Genomic DNA, 18,188 nt, shown 5'->3' on the forward strand with positions numbered 1-18,188 from the left:
TGTGCCCGGCGCGTCCGTGCCGGGTCACGAGGCGCGGGACTGCCGGCGGTAGCCGCCCGGGGCCTGCCCGTACTCCCGCTTGAAGGCCTTGGCCAGGGCGTACTCGGAGCTGTATCCGGTGCGGGCGGCGACGTCCGTCAGGGACGCCTCGGACTCGCGCAGGAGCTTGGCGGCCGTGGTCATCCGCCAGCGCGTCAGGTAGGCCATGGGCGGTTCGCCGACCAGGGCGGTGAAGCGGCGGGCGAACGCGGCCCGGGAGAGCCCAGCCGACTCGGCGAGGGACTCGACGGTCCACGGGGCGGCGGGCCGGTCGTGGATCGAGGCGAGGGCCGGGGCGACGGCCGGGTCGGTGAGGGCGGCCGCCCAGCCCGTGGCCGTGGCGGCCGGCTGGGTCTCGAACCAGGCGCGCAGGATGTACAGCAGCAGCGATTCGATCAGCGCCGGGACGATGCCCGCCGACCCGATGCGCGGGTTCTCCAGCTCGGTGGCGAGGAGGCTCACCGCCGCGCTGAGCTCGGGATGGTGACCGAGCCCGGTGGAGAGGTGGACCACCTCGGGGAGCTGGCGGACCAGCGGATGGGGGCGGCCCTGGTCGAGGTGGTAGTTGCCGCACAGGAGCGTCGTGCGCGGACCGTCACCGCCGACGCTGACGGTGCCGATGGGACCGCCGGGTTGGTACTGGTCGGGGCGTTCCTCGTGGGCGGGCGTGGAGGGGTGGTCGGCCAGCGCGTGCCCCCGGCCGTTGCGCAGGAACACCACGTCGCCGGGGCTGAGGACGAAGGGCTCCAGGTGCACCGCGTCGTCCAGGGGGATCAGCCAGCACGTGCCGCGCAGGACCACATGGAACCCGGCGCCCGCGACCGGGGGCAGGCGCAGGCCCCACGGCGCCCGGCCCTCGGTCCGTACGGAGGTGGGGGCTTCGGTCTTCATCGAATGCAGAGCCTCTGTCAGCACGTCCATCACGCCACCTCCACGCCTTCCGGTCTCCCGCTCAGGCTATGGTCAGGACGACCTTGCCCTGCACGCGCCCCGATCCGACCAACTCGTGGGCCTTGGCCGCCTCTTCGAGGGGGAACGTCCCGGCGACGTGGGGGCGGAGACGGCCGGAGTCGACGAGGGCGGCGATGGCCTCCAGCGACGCGTAGTCCGGTTCGACGGAGACCCCGGCGAAGCGGCGCCCGGCGGCTTCGATCCGCGCGGCGAGATCCTGGTTCCAGTGCTCCATGATGCTGACCAGGGTGCCGCCGGGGCGCAGGACTTCGAGCGCACGCGTGCCCTCGGAGCTGGAGTCGAAGACCACGTCGACCTCGTGCACGGCCTCGGTGTAGTCGGTGGTGCGGTAGTCGAGCACCTCGTCGGCGCCGAGGGAGCGGACGAACGCGTGCTTGGGCTCGCTCGCCAGGGCGATCACGTGCGCACCCCGGGCCTTGGCGATCTGTACGGCGAGGTGACCGACACCGCCCGCCGCGCGGTGGATCAGCACCCGCTGCCCCGCCTCCACCCCGGCGGCGTCGACCAGGCCCTGCCAGGCCGTCAGGCCGGCGAGGGGGAGCGCGGCGGCCTGTACGTGATCCAGGCCGGCGGGCTTGCGCGCCACCTGACGGGAGGGAGCGGCGACGTACTCGGCGTAACCGGTGGCGGCGCGCGGGAAGAACGGCATGCCGAACACCTCGTCACCCGGCCGGAACCGCGCGCCCGGCCCCACCTCCTCGACGACACCGGAGACGTCCCATCCGACGCCGAACGGCGGCTCGCCGAGGAGCGGCAGGGCCCCGGAGCGGACGGCGGTGTCCACCGGGTTCACGCCACTGGCGTGCACGCGGATCAGCACCTCCGCCCCGAGGGGAGAGGGACGGTCGGTCTCGACGGCCTCCAGCACCTCGGGCCCACCGAAAGCCTTCTGAACGACAGCACGCATGACGGACAGCTCCTTCAACTCGGTTGGACACGCGGCCGGTTGGTCGGCCGCGCCCTTCGATGGCTCAACCCTACGGAGATCGAATGAGCGGGTGAATGTCCTCCGGTCTCCGAAAAATGTCCCAGCGTCTCGCCGACCGTCCGCCCCGACCATCGGCGTGTCTCCCTCACGGCCGCTGCTCCTCCACCCAGCCCCGCTCGACGGCCCACCCGCCCGTGACGTCCGCCGCGGCGGGCAGTGTGAGAAGCGAGACGGCGGACATGACGACGACCAGCCCGGTCGCGACGGCCCACGCGCGACGGTCGGCCCGGGGCCGCCGGTCGGCCGGCCGCAGCGCCCACGAGGCGACGGCGAACAGCAGGAACATCAGCGGCGGCCCCCACGACACAGGACCGTCGCCACGCGCCAGATGCGACACCACGGCACCCGACCACATGAAGAAGACGCCCGCGTACGCCCATTCCTTGAGCAACCGGAACCCGGGCACGACGAGCGCCACGCCCGCCCCGAACTGGCACACGCCCAGGACGTAGGCCAGGTAGTGCGGGTATCCCAGGTGAGCCAACTGGGCTTCCACCCAGTCGATCGTCCACAGGTTCCACGCCGATCCGGCGATCAGCTCGAAGGCGATGACGAGCGTGGTGAACCAGAAGGCCGGGCGGCGCAGCCGGTCGCTTTCGCCCGGCGCGGCGGTGGCTGCCCACCGCCCCCGTGCGTGCGGCCGGCCGGGGGTCGTCCTGGTGTGCATCTGAAGTCCTCTCGGGTTGTTCATGTGCTCCACCGGCTGATCCGGCGTGGCACCGTCAGCGTGAGGAGCTTGTCCGGGTTGCGGATGACGTAGATGTGGGTGATCCGCTCGTGGGTGATCTCGATCAGGAACACGCCCTCCAGGTGGTCGCCGCGGTAGGCGACCAGTGCGGGCGCGTTGTTGCAGCGGGCCCTTGCGAACCGCAGGTCCGGCAGCGCCCGCCCCTTGCGGAAGAGGCCCGCGAGGTGTGCGGAGACCATCTGTGCGCCCACCACCGGCCGGCGCGCCGCGAGGGTCTTGCCGCCGCCGTCGGCGGTGAACGTGGCGTCCTCGGCGAGCAGCGCCAGCAGCCCCCGCACATCGCCCGTGGTGGCCGCGGTCATGAACTGATCGGTGATACGCGCGGCCGTCGCGGTGTCGGCCGGTACGTGACGCCTGCGCCGCGCCTGCACGTGCTTGCGGGCCCGGTGCGCCGCCTGACGCACCGTCGCCACCGGCTTGCCGACCGCGGCGGCGATGTCGTCGTGGGGGAAGCCGAACACCTCGCGGAGCACGAACACCACACGCTCGTCGGGCGCGAGTGTCTCCAGCACCACGAGCATCGCCATGGACACCGACTCGGCCAGCACCACGTCGGCCGACGCGTCGTTCTCGTCGATCAGCACCGGCTCGGGCAGCCACGGGCCGACGTACTCCTCGCGCCGTCGTGCGCTCGCCCGCAACGCGTTGAGCGCCTGACGGGTCACCAGCCGCGCCAGGTACGACCTGGTGTCCCGCACCGTCGCGAGGTCCACCCCGGCCCACCGCAGGTAGCTGTCCTGGAGCACGTCGTCGGACTCGGTCGCCGAGCCGAGGATCTCGTACGCGATCGTGAACAGCAGCGGCCGCAGCCGGACGAACCGCTCGGCGTGCGCGTCGGCGGTCATGGCGAGGTGCATTCCCGCGGTGCGTCGGCGACGACAGCCCTGGCTCGGGGTGAGTTCTGTTCCGTCATGCCCTCAAGACACCGCAGGCCACCGGAACGTGACGCCCGCCCCTGTGACGCGGAACACACCGTCCCGGTACCGGCACCAGGACGCCACGGCCCGGCCGATCCACCAGACTCGCGCGTGACACCCCACGGAGAAGGGACGAAGACCATGGCGAGCAGCGCGCTTCTGGTGATGGACGTCCAGCGGGACGTCGTGGCCATCGCCGACGACGGTTCCGGATACCTTCCGCGCCTGCGCGGGGCGATCGACGGCGCCCGGGCCGCGGGCATCCCCGTGATCTACGTGGTGATGGGGTTACGGCCGGGGGATCCGGAAGTCAGCCCCCGCAACAAGGTGATGACCGGCGTCGTGCGAGCCGGCCTGTTCACGGAGGGGCGGCCCGGCACCGAGATCCACGACGACGTCGCTCCCCGGCAGGGCGACGTCGTGGTGACCAAGAGGCGGGGGAGCGCCTTCTCGGGAAGCGACCTCGACCTGGTGCTCAGGGCGCGCGGCATCGACAGCCTCGTTCTCACCGGCATCGCCACCAGCGCCGTGGTGCTGTCCACCCTGTGGCGCGCCATCGACCTGGACCTCGGCCTCACCGTCCTCGCGGACGCCTGCCTCGACCCCGACCCCGAGGTGCACACGATGCTGGTCGAGAGGCTGTTCCCGCAGTGGGCGGACGTCCTCACCGTCGAGGACTGGCTCAAGTCCGTCGCACCGCGGTAGCCCGCCCCCGCCTGCGGCCCACGCCGGCACCGTCCTCCACCGGCCGGGGGAGGACCGTCGCGGCGTGGCGCCTCGCACCACCGCGACGGACGACGCCGGGTGGCGAACAGATGATCGTCACCTACTAGGCTCGTGCCGCAACACGACGCGAAGGGGAGATCGTTGGCGCGGGTTGCGGTGATCGGCGGGGGTATCAGCGGGCTGGGAACAGCGCTCATGCTGGGGCGGCGGGGCCACACGGTCACGGTGTTCGAGCAGGACGGCCGGGAGGCCGGAGAGGACCTGGACCGGGACTTCCTCGACTGGAACAGGCCCCGCGTGCCGCAGGCCAACCAGCCCCACTCGTTCCTCGCGCCCGTCCGCACCGTGCTGCGTACCGAGACCCCCGACGTGTACGCGGACCTCCTGGCGCGCGGAGCCCGGGAGTACCACGACTTCGACTGGTTCGGGGAGCACCCGCCGCACCGGGCCGGCGACGACGACCTGGTGACCCTGCGGACCCGTCGCATCGTGCTGGAGGCCGCTCTGAGCGCGGCCGTGCGGCGGGAACCCACGGTCGACGTACGGCGAGGCCACCGGGTACGCGCCCTCGCGTTCGGGAAGGGCCGCCCTGTCCGCGTCACCGGCGTGCGGGTGGGCACGGACACCCACCGGGCGGACCTGGTCGTCGACGCGTCCGGCCGCCGCTCACCCGTCCCCGGCCTGCTGACCGCGGCCGGCTGCCGCCCGCCCGTGGTCGAGAGCCACCGTGCCGGGATCGCCTACCTGTGCCGCTGGTACCGCCTGCGCGCCGACGGGCCGCGCGACCCCGGGCGGGTGAAGACCGGCTCGGCGGCACCCTTCGCGCTCGCCGGTGTCTTCCCCTCCGACAACGACACCTTCGCGATCAGCATGGTGCTCTCCACGGCGGATCCGACCCGCGGCGCGCTCCGCGACCCCGCCGTGTTCGAGGCCGTCGCCCGCTGCTTCCCCGCCACCGCCGCCTGGCTCGACCTGGCCCCCGCGCCGCAGACGGCCGTCCTGGCGATGGCCGGCCTGGACAACCGCTGGACGTCCCTCGCCGACGCCGACGGACCCGTGGTCACGGGCCTGGTCAACGCCGGCGACAGTCTCGTCCACACCAACCCCACCCTCGGGCACGGCGTGGCCCTCGGCCTGCGTGCCGCCCAGCACCTGGCCGCTCATGCCGACCAGGTCGCGGCGGACCCCACCGGCTACCACACCTGGACGGCCCGGGCCCTGCGCCCCTGGTTCGACGCGCAGGTGACCGCCGACCGCGGCAACGAGCAGCGCCTCGCCGAGGGCTCACCTTCCTCCGACCGGCGGGCCGCCGCCCTCGCCGCCTGCGCCTTCGACGACCCCGTCGTCATGCGCGCCCGTGCCCAGGTGCGCCACCTGCTGAAACCGGCGGACGACGCCTACGGCACCGACGAGGTGGACCGAGCCGTCACCGCCTGGCTGGACGCCCGCCCGGACTTCTCACCCACCCACGACGGCCCGACCCGGGACCAGTGGGACGCTCTCGTCCCCGGCTGAGCACCTGCCGGGCGCGTCGCTTTCGCCACGCGGCGCCGGCGGACGCTTCCCATGGCCGGCGTCTTCCTCGAACAACGCCCGCGTGCACGGGGCGCCGGCGGTCACCAGCGACCGAAGCGACCGGAGCTTCCCCCTCTCGTGCCCGGCGGGAGGCCCCATGCGGGCGGGCCGGACAGCGCGGCGGGAGGACGAAGGAAGGACGGACGTGACCATGGCAACGAAGGACTCCACGCCGGTGGCGGAGCCGACGCCGGACCCGGCGCCCGGGCGCCGTTGGCGCGGACTGCTGACGAACCGCGATTTCATGATCGTCTGGGGCGGGTTCACCGTCTCGTCGGTGGGCACGGCGCTCTCCCACCTGGCCGTGCCGATCCTCGCGCTCGGCCTCTCCGGCTCACCCGCCGTGGCCGGCCTGGTGGGAGCCGCCCGGCTCGCCCCCTACCTGCTGCTGAACCTCCTGGCCGGTGTCTTCATCGACCGCTGGGACCGCCGCCGCGTCATGATCGTCGCGGACCTGGGCCGCTTCGCCGCGCTGGCCACGATCCCGGTCGCGTACGCCTTCGACGCCCTGACGATCGCCCACCTGGCAGCGATCGCCTTCCTGGAGGGCGTCGGGCACGTCTTCTCGGCCGTCTCCCACCTGTCGGCCCTGTCGAAGCTGGTCCCCGAGGAGCAGCTCGCCTCCGCCAACGCGCTCAACGAGGTGGCCGACTCCGCGGCCGGCGTCTGCGGCTCCGCCCTCTCCGGCGCGCTGATCGGCCTGGCCAGGAACTCCACGCTCGGCGCCGTCTGCAGTTACGCGGTCGACGCCGTGACCTACCTGCTCTCGGGGGCCTCGCTGCTGTTCGTACGGACGTCGTTCCAGGAGGAACGGCCGGCCGGCGAGCGGCGCTCCGTGATGACCGACCTCAAGGAGGGGATGGCGTTCCTCTGGCGGCAGCGCCTGCTGCGCCTGCTCATGGTGATGGTCACCCTGATCAACTTCCTTCAGGCGCCGCTCACCCTGGCCACCATCGTCCTGGCGACCGAGGACCTCGGCGTCAACGCCGGACTGATCGGCCTCGTCCTCGCCGCGGTCGGCCTCGGCACGGTGGTCAGCGCGTTCGCGGCGTCCTGGCTGCGTGAGCGCGTCAGCCTGCGCACCATGGCACTGGGCTCCCTCGCCCTGTGGGCCGCCGCGGCGGCGATGATGGCCGCCGCACCGTCGATCGTCCTCCTCGCCGCCGGCGTCCTGGTCACCAACATGCTGTGGCCGATCTTCGCGGTGTCCCTGGTGACCTACCGCCTGTCGGCCACACCGGACCACCTCCAGGGCCGCGTCAACAGTGCCTTCCGCACCCTGTCGTTCGGGGTGGAGCCCCTGGGACTCGCCATCGGTGGTGCCCTGATCGCCTCCGAGGGCCCGCGCTTCCTGTGCTGGGGAGCCGCGGTGGGTCTGCTCGCGGTACTCCTCGGCAGCGTCGCGGCCTGGCGGGGAACGCTGACACCGGAGACGGCCGCTGCCCCGCCGCCCGGGAGCGCCTAGCCGGCGGGACGGGGAGCCTTGCTTCCCGGGCTCCCCGGGCTCCCCGGGCCTCCTGGGCCTCCCGGGCCTCCCGGGTGGCCGAACATCCGGCCGACGACCGCCCCGAGGTGGATGACCACGCCCACCGCGACCAGCCACGACATGATGATCATGACGACGCCGACAGGCCCGTACCGCTGTTCGTTCGCCACGATCGACGCGGAGAAGTAGCGCGCGGAGAACAGGCCCAGCCCGGCCCAGCACACGCTGGTGACCAGCGCCGGCGAGAAGAGGGGGCGCCAGCGGAGCACACCGGCGAGCAGCACCCAGATCGTCCCCCACCAGAAGGCCACCGACCAGACGAACCCTGCCAGGGTCCGCAGGGGCAGCCCTTCGAGGAGGCGCCCCATCGCGCTCTGGACCGCGCTGAAGACGAGCAGCCACACGAGCCAGGCCACCTGCGCCGCGAGGTCGCGCCACCCGCGGTGGGTGACGTCGAACAGCAACTGGTACCAGCTCTGCAACGTGCCCGCCACGGCCACCGCTCCCAGCGCCATGAGGAAGCCGCTCACCACCGTGACGGTGTCCGACCCCGGCCCGGGGACGAAGAGGGACGCCACAGCCTGCGCCGCCTGCTCGTTCACCCCCAGCCATCTGACGACGGTCTCCGCCGTGTCACGGCCCGTGGCCTCCGTGAGCACGATGAGCATGGGGAAGAAGCAGAGCAGCGACAGCGCGGAGAGCTGGAGCGCGTGGTTGAAGAAGTCGGTGGCCGTGAGCCGGTCCCACATGCCGCTCCACAGCGTGCCGGGCCGGCTCTCCTGGAATCGCCGGATCCACTTCCGCCACAACCGCCGGGCGCGCAGGTGCGCGGTGTGCCCGCGCCGGCGTTCGCCTCCCATGAGTGCAGTCAATCCGGCCGACCCGGGTCTGTCGCGTCCAGCGCGGCTGACGGCCAGGGGTCACCCTCGTACGGCCGAACGCGGCGGCACGCCCGGCCCCCGGGCCGGGCACCACTGGCCCTTACGGGTGCTGTTCGCGGGCGCCCCTCCCGCCCCTGGTGGGTCGTCACACCGCCGCGGCCGGTGCGCCGGCCCGGGCGGCGGACACGCCGCGACAGCCCGTCAGGCCCGCCCTCACTCCCGTACCGGCAGTCCCTTCAACCGCGCGGTCTGCTCTTCCTGGACCTGGCGGGCCGTGTCGAGGAAGTCGATGACCACGGCGAGCTGCTCCTCGCCGCAGAGCCGCAGAGCCGCAGAGCCGTAGAGCCGTAGAGCCGTAGAGCCGCAGCCCCGACCGCCCGGCCTCGCCGAGGGGGCCGTACACCGTGCGCTCGGCGGCGTCAGCGGCCTCGGTCGCGGAGACCAGGATCCGCCGCCGGGTGGCGGCGTCGGCCGCGGGTGACGAACCCCGCTCGTTCGAGTCGGTCGATGGCGGTCGTCGTCGCGGCCGGGCCGAGCCTGGCCGCGGTGGTGAGCTTCCTCGCGGACATCCCCTCGTGGGCCAATCGTCCACGGCACCGCGCGACCCGTCTGGTCGAGGATCTGACGCCCACCGTGGTCACACCACGTCCGGGGTTTCCGTGCGGTCACGGACGATGATCTTGCCCGTGTTGCGGCCGCGCAGCATGCCCAGGAACGCGTCCACGATGTGGTCGAAGCCGTCCACCACCGTCTCGTCCGGGGCGAGCCGGCCGCTGCACAGGTGCGGTACGGCGAACTCGTACAGCTCCTCCTGCACGTCACGGTAGGTGCTGACCAGGAAGCCCTCCATGCGGAGGCTCTTCTCGACCAAGCCGGCGTGGTCGAAGCGCGGCGGTGGCGCGTCGGGGGTGTTGTACTGGCTGATCGTGCCGACGCGGACGATGCGCCCGAACGTGCGCAGTGCCCCCACCGCGGCGGCCAGTTGCTCACCGCCGACGTTGTCGACGAACACGTCGATGCCGTCCGGTGCGGCCTTGGCGAGCAGCTCGGCGGCGGGCCCGTCGTGGTAGTCGAAGACGGCGTCGTAGCCGACCTCCCGTACGAGGTGGGCGGCCTTCGCCGCCGAGCCCGCGCTGCCCACGAGCCGCCCCGCGCCGAGCAGGCGGGCGAACCGCCCGGTGGCCGTGCCGACCCCGCCCGCGGCGGCCGAGACGAACAGGTCCTCGCCCTCCTGGAGGCGGGCGATACGGGTCAGGCCCACATAGGCGGTCAGGCCCGTGCCACCGAGGGTGCTCAGGTACGCGGTCAGGGGCACGCCGTCGAAGCGGGGCAGCCGCCGGATCTCCTCGGGCGTGACCACGGCGTGCGTGCGCCACCCCTTGCGGTGGAACACGATCTCGCCCTCGGCCAGCAGGGGTGTGCGCGAGGCGACGACCCGCCCGATCGTGCGGCCCTCCAGCGGTGCGTCGAGCGCGAAGCCGCCGGGCACGTCGTCCATCATCTCGCGGTGGTACGGGTCGACGGACCAGTAGAGGTTCTGCACCAGCGCGCCACCGGCCACGGGCTCCGGAACCGCCGACTCGACGAAGGCGAAGTGTCCGGCGGTGGGGAAGCCGTGAGGGCGGGCGATCTGGTGCACGGTGAGCGCGGTGTCGTTCATGACCGGACCGTAGGGCGGGAATGCGCCCGGTGGGCAGCGGGTTGGGCTCATGCGACATCCCGTTCCATGAGCAGTTCTCATACCGTGAGGTGAGCGCCCCGTGGCCCGCACGACCGACTCCGATCTCGGCCCGCACGAACTCCGCGTCCTGGTGGCGGTCGCGGACACCGGCGGCTTCTCGGCCGCGGCCGGCGCACTCGGTCTGACCCAGTCCGCGGTCTCCCACTCGGTGCGCGGCAGCGAGCGCAAGATCGGTGCCGTGCTCTTCGACCGCGGCCGCGCCGGCGCCCGTCCCACCCCGGCGGGGGAGAAGGCCGTGGCGTACGCCCGCCGCGTCCTGCGCCTGCTGGACGTCCTGACCGCCGAGGCACGCGGTGCGGCCGGGACCGGCGTGGCGGAGGGGCCGCTGCGGATCGCTGCCTTCCGCAGCGCGGCCCTCCACCTGCTGCCGCCCGTCCTCGAACGGCTGCGCGCCCGCCATCCCGGGATCGAGCCGCGGGTGCGGATCGTGCGCGAGGTGGGGCGCGGCACCGCGGGCGAAGTGGCCGACGGCAAGGCCGACATCGCCATCGCCACGCTGGGCGGCTCCGCGCCGCTGCCACCGGGGCTGGTCGCGAACGGGCTGTTCGAGGAGCCGTACGCCGTCGTCCACCCCGTCGGTCACGCCGCGCCGCGCTCGCTTCCGCTGGTCGACTGGGCCGAGAACTGCGGCTCGTACACCCGCGACTGGTGGGCCGCACAGGAGTGGATTCCGACGGCGACCGTCGAAGCCGAGGACGACGGAGCGGTGCTCGCGTTGGTGAGCGGCGGCCACGGCATGGCGATCATGCCCGCGCTCTCCCTGGCCGGAGCACCGGACTCGGTCACGATCGCCGATCTCGGGCCCCGGCGCCCGACACGCCAGGTCGGCTACGTCACCACCTCCCAGCTCGCCGGCTCCGCCGTCGTACGGGCGTTCGTGAGGGAGCTGCGGGCCGAGCCGGTCGGCCACCTCTTTCCGTGCCGGCCCGTGGCCGGGCACGACTGACGGCGGGCGGGGTGGGTGCTGACGGGGACACGGCTCGGCAGCCCCCCGGGGGAGCCGGGGGGCTGCCGAGCGGCGCGTCAGCTTGAGAGGACCTTGATGTCGTCGATGCTCATGTGCGCGGGCGTTCCGACGCCCCAGAAGCCGGCGAAGGCGGTGACGGTGGTGTTGTTGCCGGAGTTGAAGGGCACGGTGATCTGCCCGTAGCAGGTGGGCGTCGTCGACGGGCACCAGCCGGGCGCGGGGCCGAAGTGGCTTTCGACGGGAAGCTGGACGCCGGGCAGGCGGACCCCGAAGAAGGCCGTGTTGACGTTGCTCGAGGTGCGGAAGAACCCGGTGATCACGTAGTTGGTGTGGGGGCGTACCGGGATGGGTTGGGACAGGGCGTTCCACACGCGCGTGCCGGGCGAGCTCAGAACGGCGGACTTGCTGCCGGAGTTGGCCCCGTGGGCGGAGGTGGAGATGACCTTGGCGTCAGGGCCTTCCACGTTCCAAGGCTGGGAGACGGAGGAGGTGCCCTGTGCCTCGAAACCGCCGTCCTGAAGGGGGTTGCGGTAGAGCTGGATGTCGACGTTCCAGGCCCCGAAGTTGTCCCAGTCCTGGGGGTCGTTGATCCGCAGGTCCAGTTTTCCGGAGATGCCGATCTGACGGCAGCCGGAGCGGCTGAGGACCTCGAAGGGCTGGGCGCCGGTGATGCGGCCGATGAGGCTGTGCGCGTTCAGGCCGGGTGCGGGGTAGCCGGCGGGGGCGGCCCGCCGGGGGTCGGCGCCGGCGGGGGTGACCCAGTTGGAGCCGTCGGCGGGCTGCCACCAGAAGCCGGTGGTGGAGACCTCGTCGTTCATGCGCGGAACGATGCGCAGGACGTCGCCGGGGCGCAGGCCCCGGGCGTCCGAGGGGAAGGTGGTGCCCCGGCCGCCGGGCAGGTGCAGGGCGGCGGACGCGTCGGGGTCGAACCCGTGGGCGCAGCGGGTCATCGCGGTGGTGGGCACCGGACTGGGCTCGGCGTGGGCCGGCACGCTGTGCAGGATCGTGGCCAGGACGGCCAGGAACAGGGTCACGGCCGGGCCGCGGAGCGTGCCGGGGTGGCCGCGTCGGAGGCCCATGACCGGCCGTGCGCCGCGTCGGCCGTGGCCGGCGGGGTGGGGTCGGGGTACGGCGCGGTGCCCGGAGCGGCCGGGACCGGCCGGGGCGCGTCGGATGGCGGCGCGGCAGCGCTGCCGGAGCTTGTTCATGCTGCTCTCCTCGTGTGGTGTTGGTGGTGGTGTTGGTGGTGTTGGCGGTGCGGTGCCAGCGGCGACCGGTGGTGCGGTGTGGTGGGCGGGCTGGGTCGGGGCGGGCCGGGGTGGGGCGTTCGGCAGGTGGGTGGCCGGAGGGTCGCCGCGTGCTCGGGGAGGTGGCGGGGCGGTTCGTGGCACGGTCCGGGCACTGGCGGCCGGCTGTTGCGCGGGGCGTTCAGCGACGGGTGGGGCGTACGTAGGCGGTGACACTGCGGGGGGCGGGCAGGGGCGCATGGCGCACCACGGGGCGGGTGGCCTCGACGACGCGGCCGTCACCGGCGTACATCTGGACGTGGCCGAGGCGGTGCGTGAAGACCAGGTCCCCCGGGCGGAGGGCGGCACGGCGGACGCGGGTGCCGGCGTGGACCTGCTCGTACGTCGTGCGCGGCAGCGTCACCCCGGCGGAGCGCCAGGCGGCCTGGACGAGGCCGGAGCAGTCGTAGCCGCCGCGTCCCGTGCCTCCCCACACATAGGGCGTACCGAGCCGGCCGCGTGCGAATGCCACGGCCGCGCGGCCGTGGCCGACGGGGCGGGCGGACGGCGTGGTGCCGCGGGCGGTGTCCACCGTGCCCGGCCGGCGCGCCGTGCCGTCGGCCGGGAGGCGAAGGCGGTGCCCGGCGAGGATGAGGGTGGAGCGGCCGAGACCATTGGCCTTCTGCAGTGCGGCGACGGTGGTTCCATGGCGGCGGGCCAGCGACCAGAGCGTGTCGCCGCGCCGCAGCACCACCGAACCGGCAGCGGCTGCCGGGTGCGTGGCGGGTGGCCGCGCGGGGTGGGCCGTCGTCGCTGTCGTCGTCGTGGTGGTCGGGCGCGGGGCGGACAGGTGGTGCGCCAGGTCCGGGCCGAGGAGCACGGCCAGCAGGACGAGGACCAGGAGCACGGTCGGCCTTGTCGATGTGGCGATGGCCGTGGCGGCGCGGGTTCGGGTGCGCATCGGGACGTCTCCTTGGACGGAAGCGAAGGGTGGGGGGGTGGGAGGCCGGGACCGGTCGCTGGCACCGGACGGTGTGCGGTTGTGGTGTTCCGCCGCCGGGGGACCGGCCGGTGGACCGGTTTCGGGCATGGCGGAGCCGCGCGGCGGCGTGGCGGGGTGGTGCCGGGGTGGCGGGCGGCGGGGCGGTGCCGGGCGTGCCGGTGCACTTCCGGGGCATGCCGGGGCCGTGCCGGGGCATGGTCGGGCCGTGCCGGGGGCGCGGAGGGAGGGAGGCTGTCAGGGGGCAGGCCCGGGGTGGGTCCGTACGCGGGCCTGCCCTCGACGGGGCGTCAGGAGCAGGTCAGGTAGAACTGGTCGCCGACCCGCTGGCGGTCGACCTCGGGAGAGCCGACCTGCACGACCATCTGGCCCTGTACCACCTGGCCGGGCTGGGTGTTCTGGAGCTGGACCTCGAAGGTCTCGTACTGGGTGTTGGGGGTGGTGAAGGTCATGCTGCCGGTACGGGGCCGGTAGCCCCGGTCGGTCAGGTGCTCGTCGGGGTACCAGGTGTAGTTGATCGTCCCGGTGCGCCGGGCGCTCGCGGCGAAGGTGAACGTGATGGGCTTGGTGCAGTCGACGGTCTCGGAACGGGGCTGGACGTAGACGGAGGTGCCCGTCAGCATCGGCTGCGGCGGGTTGTCCACCGTGTCCGTTCCTCCCGAGGGTCCCTGCGACGTACCTGTCGAGCTGCCCGTGGAGCTGCCCTGCGAGGCGCCTTGCGCACTGCCTTGCGAACTGCCCTGCGAGGCGCCCGAGGAGCTTCCCTGGGACGTGCCCGTCGACGCGCCCTGGGAGGTGCCGGGCGACGGACCGCCGCCCCCGGGGCCCCGGGTGGTGCTGCCGGCCGGGGTTCCGGCGGTCGAGCCCTGGGTGGGTCCGCCGGAGGTGCCGCCGATCGGCCTGATGCCTCCTCCCGTGGTGCCGCCGGCGGCTCCGCCGGTGACGGTGCCGCCGGTCGGCCCCTGGCTGGTGCCGCCCGAGGCGCTGCCGCCCGGTCCGCCGGTGGCCGAGGCCGTGGCCCCGCCTGTCGGTCCGGCCGTGACGCCCCCGGTCGGGCCGGCCGTCGAACCGGCCGTGGAACCACCGGGCGTGGCACCGCTGATGGGCGGATTGGCCCTGTCCCCCCACGACGGCGGGTCCAGGTGCAGTACCGCCCCCACGAGGGCGATCACCGCGGCCACCGCCGCCGTGGCGAGCGCCACCCGGGCCGTCCGGGGGCGGGAGCCGCCACCCTTCGTCGCGGGTTCGGGCGCACGGACCTCGGCGGCCTCCCGGGCGCGCTGCCGGATCATCCCGGTCAGCGGGGCGGGCAACCAGCCCGGTCCCGGCTGGCCGGCGCGCTCACAGCACCAGTCGATCACCTGACCCGGGCTCGGCCGCTCGTCCGGATCCTTGGCCAGACACCACGCCACCAGTTCCCGCAGCTCCTCGGGCACCGGCTCCAGGTCGGGTTCGCCGTGCACGATCCGGAAGCTGATCTCCGACGGCTCGCTGCCGAACGGCAGTCGGCCGGTCGAGGCGAAGGCCAGCAGCGCGCCGAGGGAGAACACGTCGCACGCCGGCCCCACCCTGCCCTTCGCCAGCCGCTCGGGCGCCACATAACCGGGCGTGCCCATCAGCATCTGCGTACGGGTCAGCGAGGTGGCGTCCCGGGTGCGGGCGATCCCGAAGTCGATGACCTTCGGCCCGTCCTTGGCCACCAGCACGTTGCCGGGCTTCAGATCGCGGTGCACCACGCCGGCGCCGTGGATGCCCGCCAGCGCCTCCGCGATCCCGGCCGCCAGCCGGATCACGGTGTCCACCGGCATCGGGCCCTGCTCGCCCACCACTTCCTGGAGCGAGGGCCCGGCCACGTACTCGGTGGCCAGCCACGGGTCGTCGGCGTCCGGATCGGACGCCACCACCGCCGCGGTGAACATCCCGTGCACCCGGCGGGCCGCGGCGATCTCCTGCCGGAACCGCGCCCGGAACTCCGCGTTCCCGGCCCGCGCCCCGTCGATCACCTTGATCGCGACCTTGCGGCCGCCCAGGCTCTCCCCGAGGTACACGCGCCCCATCGCGCCGGCTCCCAGGAACCGCAGCATCCGGAAACCGCCCACCTCACGCGGGTCGTTCGGGCCCAGCGGACGCAGCGTCTCCTGCCGCGTCCCCTCCCCGCCCGCGTCCGGCCGGCCGCCGCCGCCCGTACCGCCGCCGGCCGCGAGCGGTTCGTCGGCGCCCGACCCGGCCGCGTCCTGCTCGTCCTGCCGGTCCAGGTCCTGCTCGAGTCGGGTCTTCGTGTTCTCCCAGCGCCGTGCCCACTCCCGTACGGCACGCTCGTTGCCGCCGCAGGCCCGTACGAAGGCCAGCGCCACGTCCTTCGACGGGAGGTCGCGGCCGCGGGCCGCCGCGTGCAGGGTCGCCCTGCCGTACGCGACCCGCCTCGACATCGCCTCGTACGAAGGGCTCCCCGCGTCCTGCCGTAACTGGCGCAGCCCCGCGGCGAACTCGACGACCGGTCCCCCGCCCGGATCCAACGGCTGTTCCCGACGCCCCACCATCATGACCTCCCCTGGCTCCGCGTACGAGCGAAGCCCGCCCGCGGTCGTTGCCACCACGCCGACCGGCAGCGGTGGCGTGGACTTGCTGCCTCTATGAGTAGCGGCAAATCCAGCGCCGCGGACAGCGATCCGGCGTCCCGGGACATCCACGGACAACCGGACGGCAACACCGCAGGTCAGCGGCGTTCGGCAGGCCCTTGCCGGACAATGCGCGGGAGGCGTGGACCCCTCACCGCGCCGACTCGGCTGTCCGGTACCTGACGAGGACGTGACGCGGCCCCGCCCGGCTCGCACAGCCGCTCGGTCGCCTGTTCGGCACTCGTCGATGCGGAGGGGCGACACCTGTTCGACGAACCGCTCCGGGCCATCGGTCCGCGCGTGCGCCGCGACGGCTGGGCTGCCCGCCGAGAGGCGCCCGTCGCCCGCGGCCGCTAGGAGGAGCGGTCCCTCTTCTCGCGGGCGATCCGCATGTCCGCGTCGAGGGTGCTCAGCCGGACGGGGTCCCGCCGGTCGTCGATGACGACGGCCCGCAGGGTGGCGCCGACCAGATCCTGGTGGGCACCCGACGACCACGCCGGGCTCTTGGTGGTGTCGATGAAACCGCGGGCACCCCGTCCCGATACGACCTCGAGGCCCCAGGGGCGGGCGGCGACCACGGTCACGTCGATCTCATGGTGCAGGAGGTGCTCCATGGCGTCCGTTCTCCTTGTGCCGCGGTCCGTCAGTTGGAAGGTCACAGGGGAAGGCCCCGCCGGACGTGGGTCCGGCGGGGCCTTCCTCAGGGTGGGTCAGCGAGAGCCGACGGGAGTGACCGGAACGAGCCCTCCCTCGCCCGTCCCGCCCTCGAGCTCCGGAAACGCCGGCAGGAAGCGGTCGGCGAGCGAGGAGCTCAGCAGCAGGCGGTCCGGGAGGGGCGGCAGGTCCTCCCCGTCGTACAGCACCGGTGAGTCCCAGTCGCCCGGGTCGCCCGCGCCCTCGCGGTCGACGACGACGGCCCGGGTCGGTACCGGCAGCGCGGCGGCCGCGGCCAGGACGGCCGCCTCCACCGTGTCGGCCTGCTCCGTCGTGAGCCCGTCCAGCCACAGCGTCTGGATCTCGCAGCCGAGCGGTTCGTAGACGAACTGGTCGACCACGTCGATGTCGGCGGACAGCCACCAGTTCGTCGTCAGGGACGCGATCCGCAGCCCCAGCAGCCGACCGAGTTCCTCCGGACTCAGGAGGACGTCGTCCCCCTCGACGTCGAGCACCACGGCCGCGCCCTTCGCGGGGTGCACGAGACGCAGACCGTGCGCCCCGAACACCTCGGCCTGTGCGGCGAGGACCGCGGTGGCCGCCGACTCGCGGTACCAGCGGATGTATCCGTCACTCATGGTCAGCAGTCCGGCAGCGTGAAGATGTGCACATTCTCGTCTCCGAAGACCTTCTTGGCCTGCTTGATGGCCGATTCCGGGGTGTTGTCGGCGAGGTAGTAGACCGCCTTCACGCCCGCCTCGTCGGCCGCGTACTTGTTGATCTTAAGGGCCTTGCCGAACTTGGACGGATTGGCCGCCTTGGCGCCACCGCCGACGTACACGTACTCGCCATTGGGGCCGATGACGTCGAGACCGCTGGAACCGACATTGGGCATGACGATCTTGATGTCCTGGCCCTTGTCGTCCTTGGCCACCTTGCCGCCGACGAGCTTGGCGATGTACTCCTCACGAGCCAGACCGATGTCGCCCGCCTCCTTGCCGCCACCGCCCGACGCGGCCGCCAGGGCACGCTGCGCACCGAACGCCTTCGTCGAGGAACTCCGCGCCGCCGGGCCGCTCTTCTTCCTGTCGGTCGCGCAGGCCGGGAGCTTCTTCCATACGTCCTCGATGACCTCCTCGCCCTTGTCGACCAGCTTCTTGGCCTTGGCCGACTTGTCGAGGAACTCCTTGATGCCCCAGATCGCCTTGCCGATCTTCGGGAGCTTGCTGACGATGGCGGCCGCCTTCGTCCACGGCAGGTTCTCCACGATCGCCCACAGGCAGGTCGGGATGTCCGGGTCGTCCCAGCACTCCTTGATCTTCTCGGCGGCGATCTCGACGAGGAGCTCGGCGCCGTTCTCCATCAGGTAGTCGAGCAGGTCCTGCTGGGCCAGCGCCTTGGCCGCCTCGTACTCGGCGGGGCTGATGCCCGCCGCCTCGAGCGCCTTGCGCTCGGCCGCGTCCAGGGAGTAGGGGTCACCCTTCTCCTTGGCCTTGGCGGCCTCCTCGCGCTCCTTGCGCTCCAGTTCGCGTTGGTATTCCTCGGCGCGTTTGGCGGCTTCGTCGGCTTCCTTGGCGTAGGTGCCGGCGTTCTTGGCCGCGGTTTCGGCGGAGGTGGCGTGCTTCTCGGCGGACTCGGCGAAGGAGTTGG

General features: G+C 73.3%; 16 protein-coding genes and 1 pseudogene. 4 read left to right on the forward strand and 13 right to left on the reverse strand.

Annotation, left to right across the window (positions count from 1 at the left end; all coding sequences use genetic code 11):
- Positions 1-24: 24 nt before the first annotated feature.
- The 4 genes from E2B92_RS30355 to sigJ form a co-directional block, all read right to left on the reverse strand.
- Entirely contained in the window at positions 25-960 is a 936-nt protein-coding gene (locus E2B92_RS30355) for an AraC family transcriptional regulator (RefSeq protein ID WP_126883273.1), read from the reverse strand.
- Between the two features lie 31 nt (positions 961-991).
- Positions 992-1,918: an NADP-dependent oxidoreductase gene (locus E2B92_RS30360; RefSeq protein ID WP_126883272.1), complete on the reverse strand. Its 927-nt coding sequence runs from the start codon at positions 1,916-1,918 to the stop codon at positions 992-994.
- Between the two features lie 166 nt (positions 1,919-2,084).
- Positions 2,085-2,666 (reverse strand): DoxX family protein, encoded by a 582-nt coding sequence (locus tag E2B92_RS30365; protein ID WP_126883271.1) that lies wholly within the window; start codon positions 2,664-2,666, stop codon positions 2,085-2,087.
- 20 nt (positions 2,667-2,686) lie between these two features.
- On the reverse strand, positions 2,687-3,592 hold the full coding sequence (gene sigJ / locus E2B92_RS30370) for an RNA polymerase sigma factor SigJ (RefSeq protein ID WP_126883270.1): 906 nt from the start codon (positions 3,590-3,592) through the stop codon (positions 2,687-2,689).
- Between the two features lie 213 nt (positions 3,593-3,805).
- Here sigJ and E2B92_RS30375 point away from each other — a divergent pair, with 213 nt between their 5' ends.
- From E2B92_RS30375 to E2B92_RS30385, 3 genes are all read left to right on the forward strand, one after another.
- Positions 3,806-4,369, forward strand: a complete 564-nt coding sequence (locus E2B92_RS30375; protein ID WP_126883269.1) for a cysteine hydrolase family protein — start codon at positions 3,806-3,808, stop codon at positions 4,367-4,369.
- Positions 4,370-4,531: 162 nt separating this feature from the next.
- Positions 4,532-5,905 carry an FAD-dependent oxidoreductase gene (locus E2B92_RS30380; protein WP_126883268.1) on the forward strand — a complete coding sequence of 458 codons (1,374 nt, stop codon included), beginning with the start codon at positions 4,532-4,534 and terminating at the stop codon, positions 5,903-5,905.
- Between the two features lie 211 nt (positions 5,906-6,116).
- Complete coding sequence (locus E2B92_RS30385) at positions 6,117-7,430, forward strand: MFS transporter (RefSeq protein WP_235024049.1); 1,314 nt, start codon at positions 6,117-6,119, stop codon at positions 7,428-7,430.
- On the opposite strand, the gene E2B92_RS30390 is transcribed toward E2B92_RS30385, so the two are convergent.
- The 3 genes from E2B92_RS30390 to E2B92_RS30400 all read right to left on the reverse strand — a co-directional run bounded on the left by E2B92_RS30390 (position 7,427) and on the right by E2B92_RS30400 (position 9,992).
- Complete coding sequence (locus E2B92_RS30390) at positions 7,427-8,311, reverse strand: ribonuclease BN (RefSeq protein WP_126883266.1); 885 nt, start codon at positions 8,309-8,311, stop codon at positions 7,427-7,429. The genes E2B92_RS30385 and E2B92_RS30390 overlap by 4 nt on opposite strands.
- Positions 8,312-8,751: 440 nt before the next feature.
- On the reverse strand, positions 8,752-8,901 hold the full coding sequence (locus E2B92_RS34190; RefSeq protein WP_126883265.1) for a MarR family transcriptional regulator: 150 nt from the start codon (positions 8,899-8,901) through the stop codon (positions 8,752-8,754).
- Positions 8,902-8,969: 68 nt separating this feature from the next.
- Positions 8,970-9,992 carry an MDR family NADP-dependent oxidoreductase gene (locus E2B92_RS30400; RefSeq protein WP_126883264.1) on the reverse strand — a complete coding sequence of 341 codons (1,023 nt, stop codon included), beginning with the start codon at positions 9,990-9,992 and terminating at the stop codon, positions 8,970-8,972.
- A gap of 100 nt (positions 9,993-10,092) precedes the next feature.
- Here E2B92_RS30400 and E2B92_RS30405 point away from each other — a divergent pair, with 100 nt between their 5' ends.
- Entirely contained in the window at positions 10,093-11,019 is a 927-nt protein-coding gene (locus E2B92_RS30405; protein WP_126883263.1) for a LysR family transcriptional regulator, read from the forward strand.
- Positions 11,020-11,096: 77 nt separating this feature from the next.
- On the opposite strand, the gene E2B92_RS30410 is transcribed toward E2B92_RS30405, so the two are convergent.
- From E2B92_RS30410 to E2B92_RS30435, 6 genes and pseudogenes are all read right to left on the reverse strand, one after another.
- The gene (locus E2B92_RS30410) at positions 11,097-12,248 is read right to left on the reverse strand and encodes a hypothetical protein (protein ID WP_126883262.1); all 1,152 of its coding nucleotides are present in this window, start codon (positions 12,246-12,248) and stop codon (positions 11,097-11,099) included.
- A gap of 220 nt (positions 12,249-12,468) precedes the next feature.
- Complete coding sequence (locus tag E2B92_RS34015) at positions 12,469-13,227, reverse strand: C40 family peptidase (protein ID WP_312846119.1); 759 nt, start codon at positions 13,225-13,227, stop codon at positions 12,469-12,471.
- A 329-nt stretch (positions 13,228-13,556) separates the two neighbouring features.
- Positions 13,557-15,809: a serine/threonine-protein kinase gene (locus E2B92_RS30420; RefSeq protein WP_126889405.1), complete on the reverse strand. Its 2,253-nt coding sequence runs from the start codon at positions 15,807-15,809 to the stop codon at positions 13,557-13,559.
- Positions 15,810-16,237: 428 nt separating this feature from the next.
- Positions 16,238-16,498 carry a hypothetical protein gene (locus tag E2B92_RS30425; RefSeq protein ID WP_126889406.1) on the reverse strand — a complete coding sequence of 87 codons (261 nt, stop codon included), beginning with the start codon at positions 16,496-16,498 and terminating at the stop codon, positions 16,238-16,240.
- A gap of 96 nt (positions 16,499-16,594) precedes the next feature.
- Positions 16,595-17,176: a hypothetical protein gene (locus E2B92_RS30430; protein WP_126889407.1), complete on the reverse strand. Its 582-nt coding sequence runs from the start codon at positions 17,174-17,176 to the stop codon at positions 16,595-16,597.
- A gap of 2 nt (positions 17,177-17,178) precedes the next feature.
- Positions 17,179-18,188 (reverse strand): annotated as a pseudogene (locus E2B92_RS30435) (hypothetical protein); the annotation flags it as partial.

This window comes from Streptomyces sp. WAC05374 (genome assembly GCF_004353505.1).
GTDB lineage: Bacteria > Actinomycetota > Actinomycetes > Streptomycetales > Streptomycetaceae > Streptomyces.